At 64.9% G+C, this 23702-nt stretch carries 20 protein-coding genes; 10 read left to right on the forward strand and 10 right to left on the reverse strand.

The features are described 5' to 3' along the window. The first annotated feature begins 181 nt into the window (after positions 1-181). On the forward strand, positions 182-3361 hold the full coding sequence (locus JQ573_RS06620; RefSeq protein WP_212311171.1) for an efflux RND transporter permease subunit: 3180 nt from the start codon (positions 182-184) through the stop codon (positions 3359-3361). Further along, positions 3348-4550, forward strand: a complete 1203-nt coding sequence (locus JQ573_RS06625; protein ID WP_212311170.1) for an efflux RND transporter periplasmic adaptor subunit — start codon at positions 3348-3350, stop codon at positions 4548-4550. Before JQ573_RS06620 ends, JQ573_RS06625 begins: the two co-directional genes overlap by 14 nt. 96 nt (positions 4551-4646) lie before the next feature. On the opposite strand, the gene JQ573_RS06630 is transcribed toward JQ573_RS06625, so the two are convergent. Both JQ573_RS06630 and JQ573_RS06635 read right to left on the reverse strand, forming a co-directional pair. Beyond that, complete coding sequence (locus tag JQ573_RS06630) at positions 4647-6158, reverse strand: acetyl-CoA acetyltransferase (protein WP_212311169.1); 1512 nt, start codon at positions 6156-6158, stop codon at positions 4647-4649. A 144-nt stretch (positions 6159-6302) separates the two neighbouring features. Next, a complete protein-coding gene (locus JQ573_RS06635; protein ID WP_212311168.1) occupies positions 6303-7436 on the reverse strand; it encodes a nitronate monooxygenase in 1134 nt (377 codons plus the stop codon). A 282-nt stretch (positions 7437-7718) separates the two neighbouring features. On the opposite strand from JQ573_RS06635, the gene yghU reads away from it, so the two are divergent. Further along, on the forward strand, positions 7719-8597 hold the full coding sequence (yghU, locus tag JQ573_RS06640; protein ID WP_212311167.1) for a glutathione-dependent disulfide-bond oxidoreductase: 879 nt from the start codon (positions 7719-7721) through the stop codon (positions 8595-8597). 100 nt (positions 8598-8697) lie between these two features. On the opposite strand, the gene JQ573_RS06645 is transcribed toward yghU, so the two are convergent. From JQ573_RS06645 to JQ573_RS06665, 5 genes are all read right to left on the reverse strand, one after another. Further along, entirely contained in the window at positions 8698-8973 is a 276-nt protein-coding gene (locus tag JQ573_RS06645) for a GNAT family N-acetyltransferase (RefSeq protein ID WP_212311166.1), read from the reverse strand. A gap of 10 nt (positions 8974-8983) precedes the next feature. Beyond that, a complete protein-coding gene (locus tag JQ573_RS06650; protein WP_212311165.1) occupies positions 8984-9604 on the reverse strand; it encodes a flavin reductase family protein in 621 nt (206 codons plus the stop codon). Between the two features lie 147 nt (positions 9605-9751). Next, entirely contained in the window at positions 9752-11026 is a 1275-nt protein-coding gene (locus JQ573_RS06655) for an acyl-CoA dehydrogenase family protein (protein WP_212311164.1), read from the reverse strand. Positions 11027-11201: 175 nt separating this feature from the next. Beyond that, positions 11202-11579 carry a VOC family protein gene (locus tag JQ573_RS06660; protein ID WP_212311163.1) on the reverse strand — a complete coding sequence of 126 codons (378 nt, stop codon included), beginning with the start codon at positions 11577-11579 and terminating at the stop codon, positions 11202-11204. A gap of 394 nt (positions 11580-11973) precedes the next feature. Then, complete coding sequence (locus JQ573_RS06665) at positions 11974-12756, reverse strand: SDR family NAD(P)-dependent oxidoreductase (protein WP_212311162.1); 783 nt, start codon at positions 12754-12756, stop codon at positions 11974-11976. Positions 12757-12907: 151 nt separating this feature from the next. Between JQ573_RS06665 and JQ573_RS06670 the strand changes: the two genes are divergently transcribed. The 3 genes from JQ573_RS06670 to JQ573_RS06680 are packed head-to-tail and all read left to right on the forward strand — an operon-like array spanning position 12908 to position 15061. Then, positions 12908-13702 (forward strand): enoyl-CoA hydratase/isomerase, encoded by a 795-nt coding sequence (locus JQ573_RS06670; protein WP_212311161.1) that lies wholly within the window; start codon positions 12908-12910, stop codon positions 13700-13702. After that, a complete protein-coding gene (locus tag JQ573_RS06675) occupies positions 13699-14685 on the forward strand; it encodes a phosphotransferase family protein (protein WP_212311160.1) in 987 nt (328 codons plus the stop codon). The genes JQ573_RS06670 and JQ573_RS06675 overlap by 4 nt, the downstream gene beginning before the upstream one ends. A gap of 1 nt (position 14686) precedes the next feature. After that, positions 14687-15061 (forward strand): DUF6285 domain-containing protein, encoded by a 375-nt coding sequence (locus JQ573_RS06680; protein WP_212311159.1) that lies wholly within the window; start codon positions 14687-14689, stop codon positions 15059-15061. A 198-nt stretch (positions 15062-15259) separates the two neighbouring features. Here JQ573_RS06680 and JQ573_RS06685 read toward each other — a convergent pair whose 3' ends face one another. Then, a complete protein-coding gene (locus JQ573_RS06685; protein ID WP_097670526.1) occupies positions 15260-16039 on the reverse strand; it encodes an enoyl-CoA hydratase-related protein in 780 nt (259 codons plus the stop codon). A 220-nt stretch (positions 16040-16259) separates the two neighbouring features. Here JQ573_RS06685 and JQ573_RS06690 point away from each other — a divergent pair, with 220 nt between their 5' ends. Continuing rightward, entirely contained in the window at positions 16260-17534 is a 1275-nt protein-coding gene (locus JQ573_RS06690) for an acyl-CoA dehydrogenase family protein (protein WP_212311158.1), read from the forward strand. Positions 17535-17559: 25 nt separating this feature from the next. Next, positions 17560-18033 carry a GFA family protein gene (locus JQ573_RS06695; RefSeq protein ID WP_212311157.1) on the forward strand — a complete coding sequence of 158 codons (474 nt, stop codon included), beginning with the start codon at positions 17560-17562 and terminating at the stop codon, positions 18031-18033. A gap of 160 nt (positions 18034-18193) precedes the next feature. On the opposite strand, the gene JQ573_RS06700 is transcribed toward JQ573_RS06695, so the two are convergent. Together JQ573_RS06700 and JQ573_RS06705 are read right to left on the reverse strand one after the other, a co-directional pair. Next, positions 18194-19774 (reverse strand): fatty acid--CoA ligase, encoded by a 1581-nt coding sequence (locus JQ573_RS06700; RefSeq protein ID WP_212311156.1) that lies wholly within the window; start codon positions 19772-19774, stop codon positions 18194-18196. A 243-nt stretch (positions 19775-20017) separates the two neighbouring features. Beyond that, positions 20018-20893, reverse strand: coding sequence for an SDR family oxidoreductase (locus JQ573_RS06705; RefSeq protein WP_076863067.1), 876 nt, complete (start codon positions 20891-20893; stop codon positions 20018-20020). A 100-nt stretch (positions 20894-20993) separates the two neighbouring features. On the opposite strand from JQ573_RS06705, the gene JQ573_RS06710 reads away from it, so the two are divergent. Next, a complete protein-coding gene (locus JQ573_RS06710; RefSeq protein ID WP_212311155.1) occupies positions 20994-21806 on the forward strand; it encodes a crotonase/enoyl-CoA hydratase family protein in 813 nt (270 codons plus the stop codon). A gap of 145 nt (positions 21807-21951) precedes the next feature. Then, positions 21952-23496, forward strand: a complete 1545-nt coding sequence (locus tag JQ573_RS06715; protein ID WP_212311154.1) for an acyl-CoA synthetase — start codon at positions 21952-21954, stop codon at positions 23494-23496. Positions 23497-23702 lie beyond the last annotated feature (206 nt).

Genomic DNA, 23702 nt, shown 5'->3' on the forward strand with positions numbered 1-23702 from the left:
TGCGTCCGGCGTACCCGATCGGAGCGCACGGCTTCACGTACTATGCCAAGGAAGTGAAGGCCGCCGCGGCTCCGCCGGTTGGCGTTTTGCCCGTCATCGGGTAAATCGGCCGCTGCGGAACGGCTTTTGCAATGTCGATTCCTCTGCCCGGGGCGGGCTTCATTTCGGGAATGCTGCTTTTATGATCGCACTGGTCCGTATCGCGCTGAGCCGGCCATATACTTTCGTCGTGCTCGCGATCCTGCTCTTGATCATCGGACCGCTGGCGGCGCTGCGCACGCCGACCGACATCTTTCCCGACATCCGTATCCCCGTGATCGGCGTGGTCTGGCAGTACACCGGTCTGCCGCCCGACCAGATGGCCGGCCGCATTACTTCGCCGTTCCAGCGCGCACTGACCACGACGGTAAATGACATCGAGCACATCACCGCCAACTCGTATAACGGGTTCGGCATCATCAAGATCTTCTTCCAGCCCAATGTCGACATCCGCACCGCCAATGCGCAGGTCACCGCGATTTCGCAGACCCTGCTCAAGCAGATGCCGCCGGGCGCGACGCCGCCGCTGATCCTGAACTACAGCGCCTCGACGGTTCCGATCATCCAGGTCGCACTGTCGGGCGAAGGCCTGACCGAGCAGAACCTCGCCGACATCGGCATCAACCAGCTGCGCACGCCGCTGGTCACGGTGCCTGGCGCCGCGATCCCGTATCCGTTCGGCGGCAAGCAGCGCCAGGTCCAGATCGATCTCAATTCGACCGCGCTGCAGGCGCGTGGCCTGTCCGGCCAGGACGTCGCCAACACGCTCGCGGCACAAAACCTGATCACGCCGGTCGGCACGCAGAAGATCGGCAATTTCGAATACACCGTAAACCTGAACAACTCGCCGCTCCGGATGGAGGAGCTCGGCGACCTGCCGATCAAGCAGGTCAACGGCGCAATGGTCTATGTGCGTGACGTCGCCACCGTCCGCGACGGCAACCCGCCGCAGACCAACATCGTCCATGTCGATGGCAACCGTTCGGTGCTGATGATGGTGCTGAAGGCCGGCGCCACCTCGACGCTCGATATCATCTCCGGCATCAAGCAGAAGGTGATCGACGTCAAGGACCAGATGCCGGACGCGCTCAAGATCGGCTTCATCGGCGACCAGTCGGTGTTCGTCCGCGGCGCGATCACCGGCGTCGCCTTCGAGGGCGTGATCGCGGCGCTGCTCACCAGCGTGATGATCCTGTTGTTCCTCGGCAGCTGGCGCTCAACCGTCATCATCGCGGTGTCGATCCCGCTGTCGGTGCTCGGGGCCATCATCATGCTGTCCCTGATCGGCGAGACGCTGAACATCATGACGCTGGGCGGCCTTGCGCTCGCGGTCGGCATCCTGGTCGACGACGCCACGGTGACGATCGAGAACATCAACTACCATCTCGAGCAGGGCAAGCCGGTCGAGCAATCGATCCTCGACGGTGCCAACCAGATCGTGACGCCGGCCTTCGTCTCGCTGCTCTGCATCTGCATCGTGTTCGTGCCGATGTTCTTCCTGACCGGCGTGGCGCGATTCCTGTTCGTGCCGATGGCCGAAGCTGTCATGTTCGCGATGATCTGGTCGTTCATCCTGTCGCGCACGTTGGTGCCGACCATGGCGAACTATTTGCTGCAGGCGCATGTCCATCACGACGGCGCGCCGCCGAAGTCGCGCAATCCGCTGGTCTGGTTCCAGCGCGGGTTCGAGGCGCGGTTCGAGCGCATCCGCGGCGGTTATCGCGGCCTGCTCGCGATGGCGCTCGGTCATCGCACGGTGTTCGTGACCGGCTTCCTCGCGGTCGTCGCCGCGTCGTTCGTGCTGGTGCCGTTCCTGGGGCGCAACTTCTTTCCGTCGGTCGACGCCGGCAACATCCTGATGCATGTCCGTACCCAGGTCGGCACCCGCGTCGAGGAGACCGCCAATCAGCTCGCCGACATCCAGAAGGCGATCCGCAAGCTGGTCCCCGGCGAGATCGAGACCATGACCGACAACATCGGCATGCCGATCTCCGGCATCAACATGACCTACAACAACACCGGCGTGATCGGTCCGCAGGACGGCGACATCCAGATCCGCCTGAAGGAAGGCCACAAGCCGACCGAGCAGCATGTCCGCACGCTGCGTGAGCAGTTGCCGCGGCTGTTCCCGGGCACCAGCTTCGCGTTCCTGCCGGCCGACATCGTCAGCCAGATCCTGAACTTCGGCGCGCCGGCGCCGATCGATTTGCAGATCCGCGGCGCCAATCTCGACGCCAACTTCGCCTACGCCAACAAGCTGCTAGCCAAGATCAAGCGCATCCCCGGCATCGCCGACGCGCGGATCCAGCAGTCGCCGAACAATCCGACTTTCAACATCGATGTCGACCGCACCCGTGCGCAATATGTCGGCCTGACCGAACGCGACGTCACCAACTCGCTGGTCGTCAACCTCGCCGGCTCCTCGCAGGTCGCGCCGACCTACTATCTCAATCCCGATAACGGCGTGTCCTACTCGATCGTGATGCAGACGCCGCAATATCAGATCGACTCGCTGAGCGCGCTGCAGACGCTGCCGATCACCGCGACCGGCAACACCCAGGCGCCGATCCTCGGCGGCATCGCCGACATCAAGCGCGCGACCTCGAGCGCGGTGGTGTCGCAATACGACATCCAGTCGCTGGTGCAGATCTACGCCACGACGCAAGGCCGCGATCTCGGCGGCGTCGCAACCGACGTGCGCCAGCTGATCGCCGACACCGCCAAGGAAGTGCCGAAGGGCTCCTCGGTCGTGCTGCTCGGTCAGGTGCAGACCATGAACTCGGCCTTCACCGGCCTGCTGTTCGGCCTGCTCGGCGCGGTCGTCTTGATCTACTTCCTGATCGTGGTGAACTTCCAGTCCTGGTCGGATCCGTTCGTGATCATCACGGCGCTGCCCGCAGCACTTGCTGGCATCGTCTGGATGCTGTTCACGACCCAGACCACGCTGTCGGTTCCGGCGCTCACGGGCGCCATCATGTGCATGGGCGTCGCGACCGCCAACAGCGTGCTCGTGATCAGCTTTGCCCGCGAGCGCTATGAGGAACTCGGGGATCCCGTCGCGGCCGCCCTGGAAGCCGGATTTGTCCGCTTCCGCCCGGTGCTGATGACGGCGCTCGCCATGATCATCGGCATGGCGCCGATGGCGCTGGGGCTCGGCGAGGGCGGCGAGCAGAACGCGCCGCTCGGCCGCGCCGTGATCGGCGGCCTGATCTTTGCAACCTTCGCGACGCTGATGTTTGTTCCCGTGGTATTCAGTATGGTACACAAGAAGCAAGGCGCCAAAGCCGCTGCCTCATCGGAGATTCCGCATGCAGCCCACTGAACAGCGCCCACCGGTGTCTCGCCGGAAATTGGGCATATTCGGCGTGGTTGCACTGGTTGGCGCCGGGCTGATCGTCGGCACCGGCATCCGCGCCCGTGAGGAGCAGGACACAAGGCTGAAGGAATGGACCGACGACCAGGCCATTCCGACCGTCGCCGTGGCGCTGCCGAACGCCAAGGCGCTGAGCCCCACGATCGACCTGCCGGGTCGGCTCGAGGCCTATTCCCGTGCGCCGATCTTCGCCCGGGTGTCCGGCTATCTCAAGAACTGGGACGCCGACATCGGCGCCCGCGTCAAGGCCGGCCAGGTGATCGCCGAGATCGAGGCGCCCGACCTTGATCAGCAATTGCTGCAGGCGCGCGCCGATCTCGCCAGCGCCCAGGCCTCAGCCAAGCTCTCCGAGGCGACGCTGACCCGGCGCAAGACACTGGTGGCCTCGAACTTCGTCTCCGCCCAGGAGATCGACGAGCGCACCGCCGACCTCTCCAACAAGAACGGTGCGGTCAGGTCCGGCCAGGCCAATGTCGAGCGGCTGGAAGCGCTCGCCGGTTACAAGAAGATCACGGCGCCGTTCGACGGCGTGGTGACCTCGCGCGACACCGACGTCGGCGCGCTGATCAACGCCGGCGGCAACTCGGGTCCCGCGATGTTCACGATCTCGGACATCACCAAGTTGCGCGTCTACGTCAACGTGCCGCAGAACTACGTTCCGGCGATCAAGATCGGCGCCAAGGCCTCCTTAGTGATGCCGGATTACCCGAACCGCACGTTCCAGGCGACGGTGGAAGCCTCCTCGCAGGCGGTCGATGTCGCCTCCGGCACCACGCGGATGCAGCTCGGGCTCGACAATTCCTCCGGCGAACTGATGCCGGGCAGCTATGCCAGCGTGAAGCTCAATTTGCAGCGCGAGGCCGCGCCGCTCAGCATTCCCGCCAGCGCGCTGATCTTCAACAGCAGCGGCCTGCGCGTCGCAACCGTCAGCCCCGATGACAAGGTGCTGTTCAAGACCGTCAAGATCGGCCGCGACCTCGGCAAGGAGATCGAGATCGCCTCGGGCCTCGCCCCCGACGACCGCATCATCACCGCTCCGCCGGACGGCCTCGCTGACGGCGACCATGTCCGCGTGACCGGTGCCGGTGCCAAGAGCAAGCCGACGACCGCGTCGGAAAAGCAGGATGTGAAGGGGTAAGGCGGACAGGTAGGCTCGCTCCGCTCGCACCTCCAGCGACAAAGGCGAAGCCTTTGCGCAGGGATGACGGCGGAGTTTGTGGCGCGGCAGGAAGTGCTACCCCACCCGCCATTCCTGCACGCCATCACCGGCGGTGACAATGTTGCCCGTGGTGCCGACCGGCGTGCGGTCCATATCCTGCAGATGCGTCAGCGTCGCGGTGTCGCTTGCCGGGATGCGGCCGAGGGTGCGGCGGCCGTCCTCGGTGCGCAGCATGGTGACGCCGTGCTCGACCTCGCCATTGGCGCGATAGATCACGGTGAAGGCCTCGACCTTGCCTTTCCCTGTCGCCTCCGCAGTGAAGTCGGGCACGTTGCGGCGGTTGCGGTCGGCCTCCGCCTGCACGCTCGTGTCCTGCTCGAGCGCGGCTGTCGGCGCCGCGCGCGACAGCACGAGGCCATGATGCTTGGTGACGAAGCCGCCCTGGCCGTAGAGCAGGCCGAGCGTGCCGCAGCCGCGCAGCTTGCGCACCATCGCGCAGGCCGAATGCGTCATGTAGGTGTTGAGCGGCGCGCCGAAGAACGTCAGACCACCGGTCACGGTCGGCTGCACGTCGGCGCCCAAGCCGAGCGTCCGCCGCGCCATCTTCGGCACGCAGGGGAAGCAGCTATAGAGCTCGATCGCGTCGAACTTCCTGCCGTCTCCGCCGACGAGGTCCATCACCGCCTTCAGCACCGCATTCTGTGCGTGGCTCTCGACGAACTGATCGCGGATCAGATAGTCGCGCGGCTCTTCGGCCGAGGCGCCGCCGAGCGGATAGATCAGCTTGTCTTCCGGCACGCCCGCCGCGCGCGCTTTCGCCAGGCTGGTCAGGATCAGCGCGCCGCCCATGTTCACCATCGGATTCGCCACCATCAGCTTGGTGTAGGGCCAGGCGATCATCCGGTTGTCCGGCGTCGCCGTGGTGATCTCGTCGCCGCTGAAGCGCTTCTTGAGCCAGGAGTTCGGATTGTCGGCGGCGACCCGCGCATAGGTCGACCACAACTCGCCGGACTCCTTCAGCGCCTCGCGCGGCGTCTGGCCCCAATGCGCTGAGGTCGCGGACTCATAGAGCGGATAGACCGTGATCGGCCGGAACACGCCGAGCGCAACGGCAAGCGGTTTCTGGAATGCGGCGCCGCGCTTCGGCTCCTCCACGTCGTGCGCGAACGGCGTCCACGGCAATTCGACGCCGGCGCGCTGCGCCTTGGTCGCGGTCGACTGCGCCTCCGCGCCGCAGACCGCGGCAACGCTGCATTCGCCGCGCGCGATGCGCTGCGCCGCCTCGTGCAGATAACGGATCGGGCTCTCGCCGCCGACCGGGCCGTAATAGAGATGCGCCGGCGCAATGCCGAGTCGTTGCGCCAGCTGCTTCTCGGGATCGCGGTAGCGCCAGCTCAGGAAGTTGACGACGTCGAGCGATTGCACATCGGCGAGCAGTTTTGCGCCGCTGTCCGCCTCGGCGCGCTTCAGCGCCTCTTCGAGCAAAGTGAGCGGCTCGAGGCCGGCGGCGATGTCCTTGGGACGATCGACGACCTCACCGACGCCGACGATGACGGGAATGCGGTCTTCGGGGATGCTGTTCGACATTCTTGTTGCTTCACTCTGGGATATTGGACTCGATGGTTGTTCTAGGCGTCATTGCGAGCGAAGCGAAGCAATCCATATCTCGACCCGGGGAGAGGCGGATTGCTTCGTCGCTTCGCTCCTCGCAATGACGGTTGTGCTGTTGTGCTACTCCGCCACCAGCGCATTCATGTGCTCGACGGCTTCGACGAAATCTTCCTTGAACTCCTGCACCACGGCGCCGGCCGACTTCACGCTGTCGACCAGGCCGACACCCTGGCCGACGAAATAGCTGACGAGATCCCGCGCCTTCTCGTTGCCGGCGGCAGCGGCGCGGTCGATGGCGTTGAAGGCGTCGCGGCTGATGATGCTTTGCAGCGGCATCGGCAGCGCGCCGGGGCTGTCCGGCGCACGGTCCCAGGCGTCGGTCCACACCGAGCGGAGCTGCCGCGCCGGCTTGCCGGTGCGGCCCTTGGAGCGGATGGCGTCGCGCGAGGACGCCGCGATCATCTTCTCGCGGAAGATCTCCGAGGTTTCCGACTCTACCGTGGCAAGCCAGACCGAGCCGGTCCAGGCGCCGGCCGCGCCCATCGCCATGCAGGCCGCCATCTGGCTGCCGGTCATGATGCCGCCGGCGGCAAGCACCGGCACGTCGCGGATATTCCTGACCGCCTTGATCACCTCGGGGACCAGCACCATGGTCGAGACCTCGCCGCAATGGCCGCCGGCCTCGGTGCCCTGCGCGACCAGAATGTCGACGCCGGCCGCGACCTGGCGCAGCGCATGCTCCTTGGAGCCGATCAGCGCTGCTACCGGCACACCGTGCTTGCGGCCCATCTCGATCATCGCCTTCGGCGGCACGCCGAGCGCGTTGGCTATCAGCCGGATCGGATGGCGGAACGAGACCTCGAGCAATTGCAGCGCAGTCTCGGCGTCGAACGGTTGCGGCTGGTTGTCGGCGACGTTTCGGCTGGTCAGCTCGATGTCGTACTTCTTCAGCAGATTGCGGGTGAAGTCGCGATGCTCCTGCGAGACACGCGCCTCGAGGCTCTTCCAGGTGACGTTCTTCTCGCCCGCAGTCGAGATGTTTTCCGGGATCAGCACATCGATGCCATAGGGCTTGCCGTCGACATGCGCGTCGATCCACTTCAGCTCCTGCTCCAGCGTCTCCGGCGAATGCGCGGTTGCGCCAAGCACGCCGAAGCCGCCGGCACGGCTGACCGCCGCGACCACGTCGCGGCAATGGCTGAAGGCGAGCAGGGGGAATTCGATTCCCAGCATGTCGCAGATCGGTGATTTCATGGGTTGGTTTTCTCCCGGCAGCCGTCTTTTGTGCTTGTTGGCATCAGGCTTCCGCGACGCTAGCGCATCATGGATGGTCAAGCCAAGCTGGTTTCCACTACGGCAATCTTGCGCGCAGGCGCTGCTCTGGCTGCATCCCTCGCGATGCATTCCGCAAGGTAGAAAATGCGAGAGCACGGGCTGGGCAAAGCCGAGCGCGCCCACCATCTAGTGCGAGCATGCGGATGGGCACGACGGTCGCCGGCCCAGCCTTTGGAAAAACATAAATCGGGAGCCAACGACGTGACTGACACCTCTGCCTACGAGCCGCCGAAAGTCTGGACCTGGAACAAGGAGAGCGGCGGGCGCTTCGCCAGCATCAACCGCCCGGTCGCCGGTCCGACCCATGACAAGGAATTGCCGGTCGGCCGTCATCCGCTGCAACTCTATTCGCTGGCGACGCCGAACGGCGTCAAGGTCACCGTGATGCTGGAAGAGCTGCTGGCGGCCGGTCACAAGGGCGCGGAGTACGACGCCTGGCTGATCAAGATCGACGGCAACCAGTTCGGCAGCGGCTTCGTTGCGGTCAATCCGAACTCGAAGATCCCGGCACTGATGGACCGCAGCGGGCCTGAGCCGATCAGGGTGTTCGAGTCGGGCTCGATCCTGGTCTACCTTGCGGAAAAATTCGGCGCGTTCCTGCCCACTGATGTCAAGACCCGCGCGGAAACCTTCTCCTGGCTGTTCTGGCAGATGGGCTCCGCGCCCTATCTCGGCGGCGGCTTCGGGCATTTCTATGCCTATGCGCCGACCAAGATCGAATACGCCATCGATCGCTTCGCGATGGAGGTGAAGCGCCAGCTCGACGTGCTCGACCGCAGGCTCGCCGACAACGAGTATCTCGCGGGCGATGTCTACACCATCGCCGACATGGCGGTGTGGCCGTGGTACGGCAGCCTCGCCAAGGGCCTGCTCTATGGTGGCGGCGAATTCCTCTCGGTGCAGGACTACAAGAACGTGCAGCGCTGGACCGACGCGATCGCGGCGCGGCCCGCGGTGAAGCGCGGCCGCATGGTCAACCGCACCTGGGGCGAGCCGTCGAGCCAGCTGCATGAGCGCCATGACGCCGGCGATTTCGAGACCAGGACGCAAGACAAGATCGGCGATCAGGCGGCGTCGTAGCTTCACAACCTTGTAGGGCGGATTAGCGTAGCGTAATCCGCCATTCTCTCGGCCGGAGCGGCGGGTTACGCTGCGCTAACCCGCCCTACGCATCGGCGCGTCACCCCGGCAGATCGTCGTACTCCGGATGCTTCTTCATGAAGCCCTGGATGAACTCGCATTTCACGACGAGCTTGATGTGCTGCGCGCGGACGGCATCGAGCGTCGCACGGGCGAGCTTGGAGCCGATGCCGCGGCCGCCGAGCTCCGCCGGCACCTCGGTATGCACCAGCGTGATCGTATCCGGCGTCTTGCGGTAGACCACGAAGGCGGTGGTGCCATCGACGGCGAGTTCGAACCGGCTCTGGGCCTCGTTGTCGCGGAATGCTTCGCTCATTGTCTTGTCCTCATGATTTCTTCGCCGCACCCGCGGCCGCGGGAAACACCACGCGGTCGTCGGTGCGGCAGTAGCGGTCGGCGAACATGCGGCCGATCGGGTGGTAGCGCTCCATGTGGACGCGCATGGCGTCACGGTCCCACAATTCGTCACGGATGTGGAAGTGGATGCCTTCGCCCATGATCAGCTGGCGGTCGCCATTGACGTCGATCAGCTTCCAGGTCTTGCACTCCATCGCGAACGGCGCGTCGGCAAGCCGGGGTACCGCGATCTTGCTTGAGGGTGCGAGCTTGAGGCCGAGATAATCCGGCTCGCCGATCTCGGGCGGGAAGTCGCCCGAGCTCTCGTGCATCGCGCGCGCCAGCGGCTCGTCGGTCAGGTTGACCACGAACTCGCCGAGGCGCTGGATGTTGACCATCGTGTCCTTCTCGCGGCCGTCGGGCCTGCGGTTGACCGCGAACATGCAGAGCGGCGGGTCTTCGCAGAACACGTTGAAGAACGAGAACGGCGCCGCATTGACCACGCCATCCGCGTTGTGACTCGTTACCCATGCGATCGGTCGCGGCAGCACGAAGGAGGTCAGCACCTTGTAGCGTTCGCGCTGGGTGAGGTCGCTTGCGGCGTATTCCATGGGATGATCCGAACAACGTAGGGCGGGTTAGCGAAGCGTAACCCGCCGCTGCCGGACCGCAAAGTAAAAGGCGGGTTACGCTTGCGCTAACCCGCCTTACGATTTCCGCTTGTTCGTCTCCCCGCACGCGGGGAGGAGACGACAAGCCTACGTCATGCTTAGCTCGTGGCGGCCGACCACCATCCAGTGCACCTCGTCCGGACCGTCGGCGAAGCGCAGATGGCGGACGTCCTGGTACATTTCGCCGAGCGGCGACCATTGCGAGATGCCTGTGGCGCCGTGCATCTGGATCGCCTGGTCGATCACCTTGCAGGCGCGCTCGGGCACCATGGCCTTGACCATCGAAACCCAGACGCGGGCTTCCTTGTTGCCGAGCACGTCCATCGCCTTGGCCGCCTTCAACACCATCAGCCGCATCGCCTCGATCTCGCAGCGCGCCTGGGCGATGATCTGCATGTTGCCGCCGAGATGGGCGATCTTTTTGCCGAACGCTTCGCGGGTGAGGCCGCGCTGCACCATCATGTCGAGCGCCTTCTCGGCCTTGCCGATGGTGCGCATGCAGTGATGGATGCGGCCCGGGCCGAGCCGGACCTGCGAGATCTCGAAGCCGCGGCCTTCGCCGAGCAGCATGTTCTCCTTCGGCACCTTCACATTGTTGAAGCGCAGATGCATGTGGCCGCGCGGCGCATGGTCATGGCCGAACACGTGCATCGGGCCCAGGATCTCGACGCCGGGGGTGTCGATCGGCACCAGGATCTGCGACTGCTGCTTGCTCGGCGCCGCGTCGGGATTGGTCTTCACCATCACGATCATGATCTTGCAGCGCGGATCGCCGGCGCCGGAGATGTAGTACTTCTCGCCGTTGATCACCCACTCGTCGCCGACCAGCTTTGCGGTGGTCGAGATGTTCTTGGCGTCGGAGGAGGCGACGTTCGGCTCGGTCATCGCATAGGCCGAGCGGATCTCGCCGTTAAGCAGCGGCTTCAGCCACTTCTCCTTCTGCGCCTTGGTGCCGACGCGCTCCAGCACTTCCATGTTGCCGGTGTCGGGGGCCGAGCAGTTCATCGTCTCGGAGGCCAGCGGGCTCTTGCCGAGCTCGGCGGCGATATAGGCGTAGTCGAGGTTGTTGAGGCCGTCGCCGGTTTCGGCGTCGGGCAGGAAGAAGTTCCAGAGACCGACCTCCTTCGCCTTGTCCTTGGCCTTCTGCAGGATCGCGAGCTGTTGGTCCGTGAAGCTCCAGCGGTCGGTCTTCTTCTCGCCGGCGCGATAGAACTCGACCGACATCGGATCGACCGTGTCGCGGATGAACTGCTTCACATGGTCGTAGAGCGGGCGGACCTTGTCCGACATGCGGAGGTCGTTGAGCTCGTCGCCCGGATTGAGCGTGTAGTTCGTGGTGCGCGGCACATAGGCATGCTTCATTGTCGTTTCTCCCGTCGCGAAGGCGCGTTTCGCGGCGGACAATAAACGCGCGCGGCGCGAAGCGCGAGTACCGATTTTCCTGATGTCTCTACCGCATCGCGGAATTTCGCGACGGCGTTTCAAACGTTGTTTGAACGCCGCCGCGGACAGCGTGAAAAAGTCCGGCGGATGCCGGTTAGGTCATCCGGTGCATCGCGCAGATCTTGTTGCCGTCGAGGTCACGCAGATAGGCGAGGTAGAGCTTGATGCCGTTGCCTTCTCGGACGCCCGGCGGGTCCTCGCAGGTCTTGCCACCATGGGCGATGCCGGCCGCGTGCCAGGCATGGACCTGCTCCGGCGAAGAGCAGGCAAAGCCGATCGTGCCGCCATTGGCGTGCGTCGCCGGTTCGCCGTTGATCGGCCTGGAAACCATGAAAATGCCGGCCTTGGTGAGGTACATGATGCGGTGACCGTCGACCCGGGCCGGCCGGACATCGAGCGTGCCGAGCAGCGCATCATAAAACGCCTTGGCCTTGTCCAGATCGTTGGTGCCAACCATCACATGTGAAAACATCTGAAATATCCTCCCTGTTGTTGACCAAAGCCGCTTTGTCGCGTGCTTGCCGCTCGAACGCTTAGCAGCAGTTTTGCCGCGACGGAAGCGACGCTGCGTCGCGCCGCGCACTCTCCCTTCGGAGCAAGTCAACGCAAGACCCGGACGCAGCAGCCCCGCGAGGATGCGGATGTATGACCCACAGACCGCGCAACATATTCGATGTCGTCCCGGGCAAGCCAACGGGTCGGCGCGAAGCGCCGCCCGATGACATGCTCCGCGCGACCCGGGACCCATAACCACCAATGATTGTTATGCGCGACGCTGGGGCCGCAGCTCACTCCTACAACACGACCCTGTGGTTATGGGTCCCTGCTTTCGCAGGGACGACATCCGTGTTGCGTCAAGAGCCAATTCAGAAAGCCGTGTACCCGCCGTCGATCACAAAGCAATCAGCCGTATGATAAGACGACGCCTTGCTCATGAGGTAGACGGCGATGCCGCCGAAATCGCTCGGCTCACCGAAGCGGCGTACCGGGATGCGCGGCATCACATTGGCGACGAACTTGTCGTTGGCCATGATGCCGGCGGTCATGTCGCTCTTGATCCAGCCGGGCAGGATCGCATTCGCGGTGACGCCGTGGCGGGCGAGCTCGACGCCGAGCGCGCGGCACAGCGCGTTCAGCGCGGCCTTGGTGCCGGCATAGTGCTCGTTGCGCGCGGTGCCGAACAGCGAGGCGAGGCTCGAGGTCGCGACCAGCCGGCCGAACTTGTCGCCGGCCTCGGCGCGCTCGGTCATGTGGCGTGCCGCAGCCTGGAATACGTGGAAGACGCCGTCGAGATTGGTCGCGAACATCTTGCGCCATTCCTCCTCGGTGCGGTCGATGAAGGAGCGGCGTCCGCCGCCGCCGATGCCGGCATTGGCGAAGCAGCCGTCGACGCGGCCGAAGGTGTCGAGCGTCGCCTTCATCGCGGTCTTGACCGAGCCGGGATCGGTGACGTCGCAGAATTGGGTTGCGACCTTGCCGGGTCCGGCCTTCATCGAGGCCGCGGCGTTGGCGTTTTTTTCCGCGTTGCGGCCCCAGATCGCGACGTTGCAGCCGGCGGCGTTCAACGCCTGCGCGATGCCGAGGCCGATGCCGCCATTGCCGCCGGTGATGACAGCAACGCGGCCGGTGAGATCGAAGATGCCACTCATTGGGGTTTCCATTTGGTTTGGTGCGCGCTAATCACGCGTTCACGGATGGGCTTGCTGCCGACCATGGACAAGCCCGGCACAAAAATCAAATATGGGTCGAAGCATCGACCTACCGCGGTACCCACCGCCGAAGCAACGTAAAGAGGAAACCATGCAGTTCAAGCACGTCACGCTCGACTTCGACGGATCGGTCGCGATCCTCAAACTCGACCATCAGGAAGTCATGAACGCGGTCTCGATCGACATGCTGGGCGGCCTTGCCGAGGCGCTCGATGCGATCGACGACAAGCGCGACGAGGTGCGCTGCCTGGTGATCACCGGCGCGGGCCGCGCCTTCTGCACCGGCGCCAATCTGCAGGGCCGCAACCAGCAGCAGAAGCCCGGCAAGAGCAACGCCGGCGCCGCGCTGGAGACCGCGTTCCATCCGTTCCTGCGCCGATTGCGTAAGCTGCACTGTCCGATCGTGACGGCGGTGAACGGTCCGGCCGCCGGCGCCGGCATGAGCTTCGCACTGATGGGCGACCTCATCCTGTGCGCGCGCTCGTCCTATTTCCTGCAGGCGTTCCGCCGCATCGGCCTGGTGCCGGATTGCGGCTCGACCTGGCTGCTGCCGCGGCTGATCGGCAAGGCGCGCTCGGTCGAGCTGTCGCTGCTCGGTGAGCGGCTGCCGGCCGAGAAGGCGCTGGAATGGGGGCTCGTCAACCGCGTCTATGACGACGGCGCGCTGATGGAGGAGACCATGAAGCTCGCGCACGATCTCGCCAACGGGCCGACGGTCGCGCTGTCGCTGATCAGAAAACTCTATTGGGACAGCCCGGAAAACACCCTTGAGGATCAGCTCAATCTGGAATTCGAGTCGCAGCGGATCGCGGGCCGCGCCGAGGATTTCAAGGAAGGCGTCACCGCGTTCCTCGAGAAGCGGCCGGCGAAGTTCACGGGCAAATGATCGAGACCGAACTCACCCGCTGCGTCGCCTCGTTTCATCCTGGCGCGACCGGCGTCACCGGCGCCGCAAAACTATCTGGCGGCGCCAGCCAGGAGACCTGGACGTTCGACATCGTGCACCCGAACGGCACGATCGGCGCGATCCTGCGCCGTGCGCCGCCGGGTTATGGTGCGGCGCCCGGCCGCGCCGCCGGCCTCGAGGCCGAGGCGACGCTGATGCAGCTCGCGCACGACGCGGGCCTGCCGTCGCCGAAGGTGATGCATGTCTTGACGCCGGAGGACGGCCTTGGCCGCGGCTTCATCATGGCGAGGGTCGAAGGCGAGACCATCGCGCGGAAAATTTTGCGCGACGAGGAATTTGCCAAGGCGCGGCCGCTGCTGGCGCGCCAGCTCGGCCGTGTCATCGCCGGCATTCATGGCCTGCCGCGAGCAAAATTGCCGCAGCTGCGCGGCCTGACGGCAACCAAAGAGATCGAGGATCTCGCCCGCGAGTATCACAGCTTCAACTGGCCGCGGCCGGTGTTCGAATTGGCGCTGCGCTGGCTGCGCGATCACGATCCCGGTCCGTCGTCCGAGGTGACGCTGGTGCATGGCGATTTCCGCCACGGCAATCTGATCATCGGCCCCGACGGGGTGCGCGCGGTGCTCGACTGGGAGCTCGCGCACACCGGCGATCCGATGGAGGATCTCGGTTGGATCTGCGTCAATTCGTGGCGCTTCGGCGAGATCGACAAGCCGGTCGGCGGCTTCGGCTCCCGCGAGGACCTGTTCGCGGGTTATGCGGAGGCCGGCCGCAAGGTCGATCCTGATCGCGTGATGTTCTGGGAAGTGATGGGCACGCTGCGCTGGGGCGTGATGTGCTGCGGCATGATGCAGCGCTTCCGCCTGGGCCCCGATCATTCGATGGAGCGCGCGATGATCGGGCGGCGGGCGTCGGAGACCGAGATCGATCTGCTGCGGTTGCTAACTCCGCGAGGAAAGTAAGATGCAGGACGAACCGACACCCACCGAACTGATCAAGGCCGTCGCCGATTTCCTGCGCAACGAGATCGCACCCGCGATCAAGGGGCACAATAGCTTCAAGCTGCGCGTCGGCATCAACGCGCTCGATCTGGTGACGCGGCAGCTCGCGCTTGCCGAGGCCAGCGATGCGACCGAGGCCGCGCGGCTGAAGGCGCTGCTCGACACGGACGGCACGCTGATGGAGCTGAACCGCGCGCTGTCGGAGAAGATCGCAAGCGGCGGGCTCGACCTGACAACGCCGGGGTTGTCGGAGCATCTCTGGCAGACCACGATGGACAAGCTCGCCGTCGATCAGCCGAACTACGCGTCCTACAAGAGGGAGTTGGGGAATACGTAGGATGGGTAGGGCGAAGCGAAACCCATCACAAACGGCGCAAGCGTCGATGGGTTTCGCTTCGCTCTATCCATCCTACAAGCCGTCATTCCGGGGCGCCGCAAAGCGGCGAGCCCGGAATCCATACTCACGATCGTGGTTATGGATTCCGGGCTCGATGCTACGCATCGCCCCGGAATGACGGGTGGAGGAAGGTTGTTGCTACCGTCCCAGCCATTTCGGCGGGCGCTTCTCCGAGAACGCCTTCGGGCCCTCGATGTAATCCTGCGAGGCGGCCATCGCCTTCACCGCCGGATACTCGCGCTGCTCGGCCAGCGCCTGCTCCAGCGAGACTTCGAGGCCCTTCTGGATCGCCTGCTTGGAGGCACGGATCGACATCGGCGAGTTCTTGGCGATGGTCTCGGCCCAGCGCTCGGCGGCGGCCAGTGCTTCGCCCTGCGGCACCACCTCATTGACGAAGCCGAGCTCGAGGCCTTCCTTGGCACTGACATGGCGCGCGGTCAGGATCATGCCCATGGCGCGCTTCAGACCGATCTGGCGCGGCAAGCGGTGGACTCCGCCAGCGAGTGCCGCAAGGCCGACCCGCGGCTCGGGCAAAGCGAAGGTCGCGTTCTCCGAGGCAATGATCAGGTCGCAGGCCAGCGCGATCTCGAACCCGCCACCCATTGCGACGCCATTGACGGCGGCGATGATCGGCTTGTCGCAGTCGAAGCGGCTGGTCAGCCCGGCGAAGCCGCCCTTGTCCCAGCCGCGCTTGCCGCCGGCGGCCTGCCATTTCAGGTCGTTGCCGGCGCAGAACGCCTTGTCGCCGGCACCGGTGACGATCGCGACCCACTGCTCGGGATCGGCGGAGAAGTCGTCGAACACCTTGTTGAGCTCGAAATGCGCGTCGATATGCAGCGCGTTGTAAACCTCGGGCCGCGACAGCGTCACGATGGTGATGGGACCCTTGCGCGTCACCTTGGAGAATTTCAGATCCATGTTTGCTCCCGTCGATTTTCTGCGGCGAAGAATATGGCCACTATCCTACCGCCTGCACCTCGTTCCGCGCCATCCAATTACGCAATGCGACCGCGCGCGCAAGCCTCATCGGCCTGCTTGACTTGGCCGCGTGCTTCTCACCTTAATCGATCCGAACGCGGCTGCGCGATAGCGCCTAAACGCAAAACCAGAATCAACAATATCTTCGGGAGTGACCGCCTTGGATTTCAATCTGCCGGCTGACCTGACAGCCTATCTCGCCGAGCTCGATCGCTTCATCGAACGCGAGATCAAGCCGCTGGAAGCGGCTGACGACAACATCCGCTTCTTCGATCATCGCCGCGAATGGGCGCGCACCGATTTCGACAAGGGCGGCCTGCCGCGCCGTGAATGGGAGCTCTTGCTGCGCAAGGTCAAGAACTTGGCCGACGCCGCGGGTCATCTGCGCTTCGCGATCCCGAAGCGCTATGGCGGCAAGGACGGCTCCAATCTCTGGATGGCTGTGATCCGCGAGCATTTTGCCTCGAAGGGGCTCGGCCTGCACAACGATCTGCAGAACGAGCATTCGATCGTCGGTAATCTTCCGCTGGTCACCATGCTCGATCGCTATGGAACCGACGAGCAGAAGGCGATGATCGACGGCTCGATCACCGGCAAGTACCGCATCACGTTCGGCCTGACCGAGCCCGAGCACGGCTCCGACGCCACGCATATGGAGACCAGGGCGGTGCAGGCGACCCGCGACAACGTCAAGGGCTGGATCATCAACGGCGAGAAGATGTGGACCACAGGCATGCATGTGGCGACGCATTGCGCGCTGTTTGCCCGCACCTCCGGCAATGACGGCGACGCTCGCGGCATCAGCTGCTTCCTGGTGCCGGCGAAATCGCCGGGCGTGAAGGTCGAGGAGTACATGTGGACCTTCAACATGCCGACCGATCACCCGCGGGTCAGCTTCACCGACGTGTTCGTGCCTGAGGATGCGCAGTTCGGCGAGGTCGGCCGTGGCCTGTCGCTGGCGCAATGCTTCGTGCACGAGAACCGGATCCGCCAGGCGGCAAGCTCGCTCGGCGCCGCCGTCTATTGCATCAATGAGAGCGTCAAGTATGCCCGCGAGCGCAAGCCGTTCGGCAAGGCGCTGGCGGAGAACCAGGCGATCCAGTGGCCGCTGGTCGAGCTTGCGACCCAGGCCGAGATGCTGCGGCTGTTGATCCGCAAGACCGCGTGGGAGATGGATCAGCTGACCCAGGCGCAGGTCGAGCACACGCTGTCGGACCGGGTCTCGATGTGCAACTTCTGGGCAAACCGGCTGTGCTGCGAGGCCGCCGACCGCGCGATGCAGGTGCATGGCGGCATGGGTTATTCGCGCCACAAGCCGTTCGAGCACATCTACCGCCACCACCGCCGCTACCGCATCACCGAGGGCAGCGAGGAAATCCAGAAGCGCAAGGTTGCAGGCTTCCTGTTCGGCTACATGGGCGCCGGCAAGCACTGAGGCCTCAACCGAGGAGGGGCACGACATGGAAGGCGGATGCACCTGCAGGAACGTCCGCTACCGCCTGACCGGCAGGCCGATGATCGTGCACGCCTGCCACTGCACCTGGTGCCAGCGCGAGACCGGCACCGTGCATGCGCTCAACGCGATGTACGAGGCCGAGCGGGTCGAGCACATCGCGGCCGAGCCCGAAATCGTCGACACGCCATCGGCGAGCGGCAAGGGGCAGAAGATCGCCCGCTGCCCGCGCTGCAAGGTCGCGGTGTGGAGCAACTATCCGGGCGCGGGACCGGCGGTGCGCTTCGTTCGCGTCGGCACGATGGATGATCCGAGCCAGTGCCCGCCTGATGTCCACATCTTCACGTCGTCGAAGCAGCCTTGGGTGACGTTCCCGCCCGGCGCCAAGGTGTTCGCGGAGTATTACGATCGGCGAGAGGTCTGGCCGAAAGAGGCGCAGGAGCGCTGGCGGATCTTGCGGGAGAGGATGAAGAAGACTTGATGGACGCTTCTCTCACCATCGTCGTCCCTGCGAAAGCAGGGACCCATAACCACAGTCGGCTATTGGTTGAACGAGATGTGGCCCCAGCGTCGCTAGACAATGAGCAACGGTGGTTATTGGTCCCGGCTCGCGCTTCGCTGGGCCGGGACGACAGGGGAGGTTAGTTCACCTGCCGGTCCTTCCCCACCCAGTACGGATCGCGCAAATTCCGCCGCAAAATCTTGCCCGACGGGTTGCGCGGCAGCGCCGGGATGAAGTCGACAGATTTCGGCGTCTTGTAGCCCGCGATCCGCTCGCGGGTGAAGTTGATGATGTCGGTCGCCGTCGCGCTCTTGCCCGGCTTCATCACCACCACGGCCTTCACCGCCTCGCCCCATTTGTCGTCGGGGATGCCGATCACGGCGGCTTCCGCCACGTCGGGGTGGTCGCACAGCGCGCTCTCGACTTCGGCCGGATAGATGTTCTCGCCGCCGGAGATGATCATGTCCTTGATGCGGTCGTGGATGTAGAGATAGCCGTCGCTGTCCATGTAGCCGGCATCGCCGGTGCGCAGCCAGCCGTCGCTATCGATGGTGCGCGCGGTGGCCTCGGGCAGATTCCAGTAGCCGGCCATGTTGGAGCCGGAGCGGGTGGCGATCTCGCCGACCTCGCCCGGCGGCAGCGGCTTGCCGTCCGGATCGAGGATCGCAAGCTCGATGCCGGGCAGCGCCTTGCCGGCGGAACGCATCCGGTCGAGCCCCTCGATGTGATCCTCCGGCGGCAGCGCGACGATGGTGCCGGTGGTCTCGGTCATGCCGTACATCTGCACGAAGCCGCATTTGAAGACCTCGATGCACTCCTTCAGCAGCGCCGCCGGGATCGGGGAGGCGCCGTACAGCATGTATTTCAGGCGCGAGAAGTCGACCTGCCGCGCGCGCGGCTGCCGCACCACGAACTGCATCGCCGCCGGGACCATGAACAGCTTGGTGATGCCGGACTGCTCGAAGAAGTCGAGCACCTTGGTCGGATCGAACTCGCGGGCAATGACGCCGCGGGCGCCGTGATAGAGCCCCATGACGCCCCAACCCGAGCCGCCGATGTGGAAGATCGGCATCGCGACCAGCGAGACGTCGTCGGTGGTCCACCGGTTCCATTCCGGCTTCTCGGCTTCGTTGCCGCTCTGCACCAGATTGAGGAAGTTGGCGTGCGACAGCATCGCGCCCTTCGGCTTGCCCGTGGTGCCCGAGGTGTAGAGCTGGATCGCGATGTCCTTCGGCTCGATCGCAACCCGCGGGTCGTCGCCGCTCTGCGCGTCGCGCCAGGCGAGATAGTCGGGCCATTCGGGTGCCCCGCCCTCGGTCGTGATGACGGTGCGGACGCTCGGCAGCTTGTCCCTGATGTTGCGCGCCTGCGTGATGAATTCGGGGCCGACGAACAGCACTGGCGCCCTGCAGTCGTCGACGATGAAGGCGACCTCGGGGCCTGCGAGGCGCCAGTTCACCGGCGCCATCACCACGCCGGCCTTCATCGCGCCCATCAGCAATTCAAAATAGAAGTCGCTGTTCTTGCCGAGATAGGCGATCCGCTCGCCCTTCTTGATGCCCATCGCGATCAGCGCATTGGCGACGCGGTTGGTTTTGACGTCGAATTCGGCGAAGCTGGTTTGCCGGCCCTCGAACTCATAGGCCAGCGCATCGCCGCGGCTGTTGGCGCGGTCGCGCACCATGTCGGCGAGGTTGCTCAGTTTCGGCGCGTCGGACATGTTTCCCCCGTGACGTCTTGTTTTGGTTGCGCGGAGTGTGGCGGCATCCGGCAGCAAAGACAATACGGGGGAAGTGGCCGCGATGTTTCAACATCGTCGTCCCGGCGGAGGCCGGGACCCATTGCCACAAATGTTGGTTTGGCGCGACGCTGGGGCCACAGCGTGCGCCGCCGCAGAGAGCGGTGGTTATGGGTCCAGGCCTTCGCCGGGACGACAGTGGTGGTTGAGGCGCAAGCGCGGGCTTCAACCCCGCGCTGCACGATCCTTCTCGTTCTGCGCCTTGATCGAGTCGCGCGCCTTGGTCCAGTCGTCGTCGCTCCAGTCGCGCAGCTGATAGAAATTGCCGCCCATCGCGAGCGCCTGCGCGCCGTCCATGGCGATGGTCTCGCCATTGATCCAGTCGCAGCCGCCGGAGATCAGGAATACCGCGAGGTTCTGCAACTCCTCCATGGTGCCGACCCGGCCCATCGGGTTCATCGCCTTGGTCCGCGCGCCGGCCTCGTCGCCGGGCTTGATGCGCTTGCTCATGCCCTCGGTCGGAATCTCGCCCGGGGCGATGGTGTTGAGGCGGATGCCGTGGCGGCCCCATTCGATCGCGAGCGACATCGTCATGGCGTGGATCGCCGACTTGCTCATCGCCGACGGCACCACATAGGGCGAGCCGTTGCGCACCCAGGTCACGGTGATCGACACCACGTTGCCGCGATGGCCGCCGGCGATCCAGCGCCGGCCCACCGCATGCGTCACATAGAAGGTGCCGTGCATCACGATGTTGGCCACTGCATCGAACCCGCGCGCGGAGAGCTCTTCCGAGCGCGAGATGAAATTGCCGGCGGCGTTGTTGATGAGATCGGTGAGGGGACCGCTGGTGGTCCAGATCGCCTCGATCATCTCGTCGACCGCCATCGCATTGCGGATATCGACGCCGTGGCTGACCACGCGTCCGCCATGCTCGGCCATCAATTCGGTGGCGGTCTCGTCGCAGACGCTCTTGCGGCGGCCGCAGATATGCACCTCGGCTCCGAGCTGCAGGAACCGCGTGGCCATGGCCTTGCCAAGGCCGGTGCCACCACCGGTTACCAGTATGCGCCGCCCGGCAAGAAGCTGGTCAGAGAACATCGTTTCCTCCACGGGGGTTGTCAGTTAATTGGTCGATTGACTAAAAGCGGACAACGGCCTTTGTGTAAAGCGCCAACTCAAGGACAAAGCGGAGGGAATGATGGAAGATCGCGTTTCGATATCGATTTCAGACGGTATCGCCGATGTCCGCCTGGTGCGGCCGGACAAGATGAACGCGCTCGATGCCGCGATGTTCGAGGCATTGGTCGCCGCAACCGACCGGCTTTCCAAGGAAAAGGGCGTCCGGGTGGTCGTGCTGTCCGGCGAGGGCCGGGCCTTCTGCGCCGGTCTCGACATGGGCCGGTTCGCCGCCATGAAGGATGGCGGTAACGGGGTGCCGGGCGGCGAGAACCGCGACCTCACCATTCGCACCCACGGCAAGGCCAATTTCGCGCAGCAGGCGGTCTGGGGCTGGCGCCAGCTTCCGGTGCCCGTGATCGCCGCGGTCCATGGCGTCGCGTTCGGCGGCGGCTTCCAGCTCGCGCTCGGCGCCGACATGCGCTTCCTCTCTCAGGACGCGCGGATGTCGATCATGGAGATCAAATGGGGCCTCGTCCCCGACATGGCGGGCACGCCGATCCTCGCGAGCCTCGTGCGCGACGATATCCTGCGCGAGCTCACCTATACCGGCCGGATCTTCTCGGCGCAGGAAGCCCAGGCTTACGGCCTCGCCACCCGCGTCTGTGACGACCCGCGTGCCGCCGCGCTCGAAGTCGCGCGCGAGATCGCCGGCAAGAGCCCGAATGCGATCCGTGCCGCCAAGCGGATGCTGAACAATCTGTCGGTCGATCCGGCCGCCGCGCTGCTTGCGGAGTCCGTCGAGCAGCAGAAGTTGCTCGGCAGCCCGAACCAGACCGAATCCGTGCGCGCCAATCTGGAGAAGCGGGCGCCAAGGTTTGCGGATGTTCGGTAGCGACCGCCGCGTCATTCCGGGGCGATGCGTAGCATCGAACCATGGTGCGCAATTGCGCACCAGGGAATCTCGAGATTCCGGGTCTGGTCCTTCGGACCATCCCGGAATGACCACGTAACCCGACGAGAGATCGGATCAAGACAAAATGGAAACGTCCCAACCCTTCCTCGGCATTATCAGCGGCGGTCGCCGGCGCGATCACGCTGCGGTCGCCGAGCGCACCGAGCGCATTGCCAGCGGCCTGAACAAGCTCGGCGTCAAGCCGGGCGACAGCGTCTGCATGCTGATGCGCAACGACATCGCCTTCATCGAGGCGGCCTATGCGGCGATGCGGCTCGGCGCCTATGGCGTTCCGGTCAACTGGCATTTCAAGCCGGAGGAGATCAACTACGTGCTGACGGATTCCGGCACGCGCGTCCTGATTGGCCATGCCGACATGTTGCACCCGCTGCGCGGCGCGATCCCTGCCGATGTCACCGTGCTCAGCGTGCCGACGCCGCCGGAAATCCTCGCCAACTACAAGATCAATCCCGATCATCTCGCGACGCCCGACTTCGCGATCGATTTCGAATCGTGGCTCGCGCAATTCCCGCGCTATGACGGCCCTGTGGTGCCGCAGCCGCAGAACATGATCTACACCTCGGGCACGACGGGCCATCCGAAGGGTGTGCGCCGCTTCGCGCCGACGCCGGAGCAGACCGCCAATGCGGAAGCGATGCGCGGGATGATCTATGGCCTGAGGCCGGGGGCGCGCGCGATCCTGCCGGGACCGCTCTACCATTCGGCGCCGAATTCGTTCGGGCTGCGTTCCGGCAAGCTGGGCGGCGCGCTGGTGCTGATGCCGCGTTTCGATGCGGAGGAATTTCTGCACCTGATCGAGCGCGAGAAGATCGACACCATCTTCATGGTGCCGACGATGTTCATCCGCCTGATGAAGCTGCCGGAGGAGGTGCGCCGGAAGTACGACATGTCGTCGCTGCGCCACATCATCCATGCCGCCGCGCCCTGTCCGCCCGACGTCAAGCGCGCCATGATCGAATGGTGGGGGCCGGTGATCTACGAATTCTACGGATCGACCGAGTCAGGCGCCGTGACGTTCGCCACTTCCGAGGACGCGCTGAAGAAGCCCGGCACGGTCGGAAAGATCTCGCCCGGCGCCGAACTGCGCTTCATCGGCGACGACGGCAAGGAGGTGCCGCAGGGCCAGATCGGCGAGATCTACTCGCGGATCGCGGGCAATCCCGATTTCACCTATCACAACAAGTCGGAGAAGCGCGCCGAGATCGACCGGCAGGGATTCATCACCTCGGGCGACGTCGGCTATATCGACGCGGACGGCTACGTCTTCATCTGCGACCGCAAGCGCGACATGGTGATCTCGGGCGGCGTCAACATCTACCCGGCCGAGATCGAGGCCGTGTTGCATGCGGTGCCCGGCGTGCACGACTGCGCGGTGTTCGGCATTCCCGACGCCGAGTTTGGCGAGGCGCTGATGGCGGTGGTCGAGCCGCAGCCCGGCGTCACGCTCGACATCGCCTCCGTCCGCGCCCAGCTCAAGACCGCGCTGGCCGACTACAAGGTGCCCAAGTACATCGAGATCCAGACCAATTTGCCGCGGGAGGATTCCGGAAAGATATTCAAGCGCCAGCTCCGCGATCCGTATTGGGAGCGGGCCGGGCGGAGGATCTAGGATCTAGGGCCGCAAACTCGCCATCGTCCCGGCCTAGCGCGCGATTGCGCGCGGGGCCAGGACCCAAGCCACGAGTGGCAATGTTGCGCAACGCTGTGGCCCCAGCCGGCCAACCACAGCCGACTGTGGTTTTGGGTCCCTGCTTTCGCAGGGACGACGGCCGTGTGTGCAGCGCTTCCAAGTTCATCTTGCGCTGCGGCAAAAAA

The organism is Bradyrhizobium sp. AUGA SZCCT0105 (assembly GCF_018129565.1).
Taxonomy (GTDB): Bacteria; Pseudomonadota; Alphaproteobacteria; order Rhizobiales; family Xanthobacteraceae; genus Bradyrhizobium.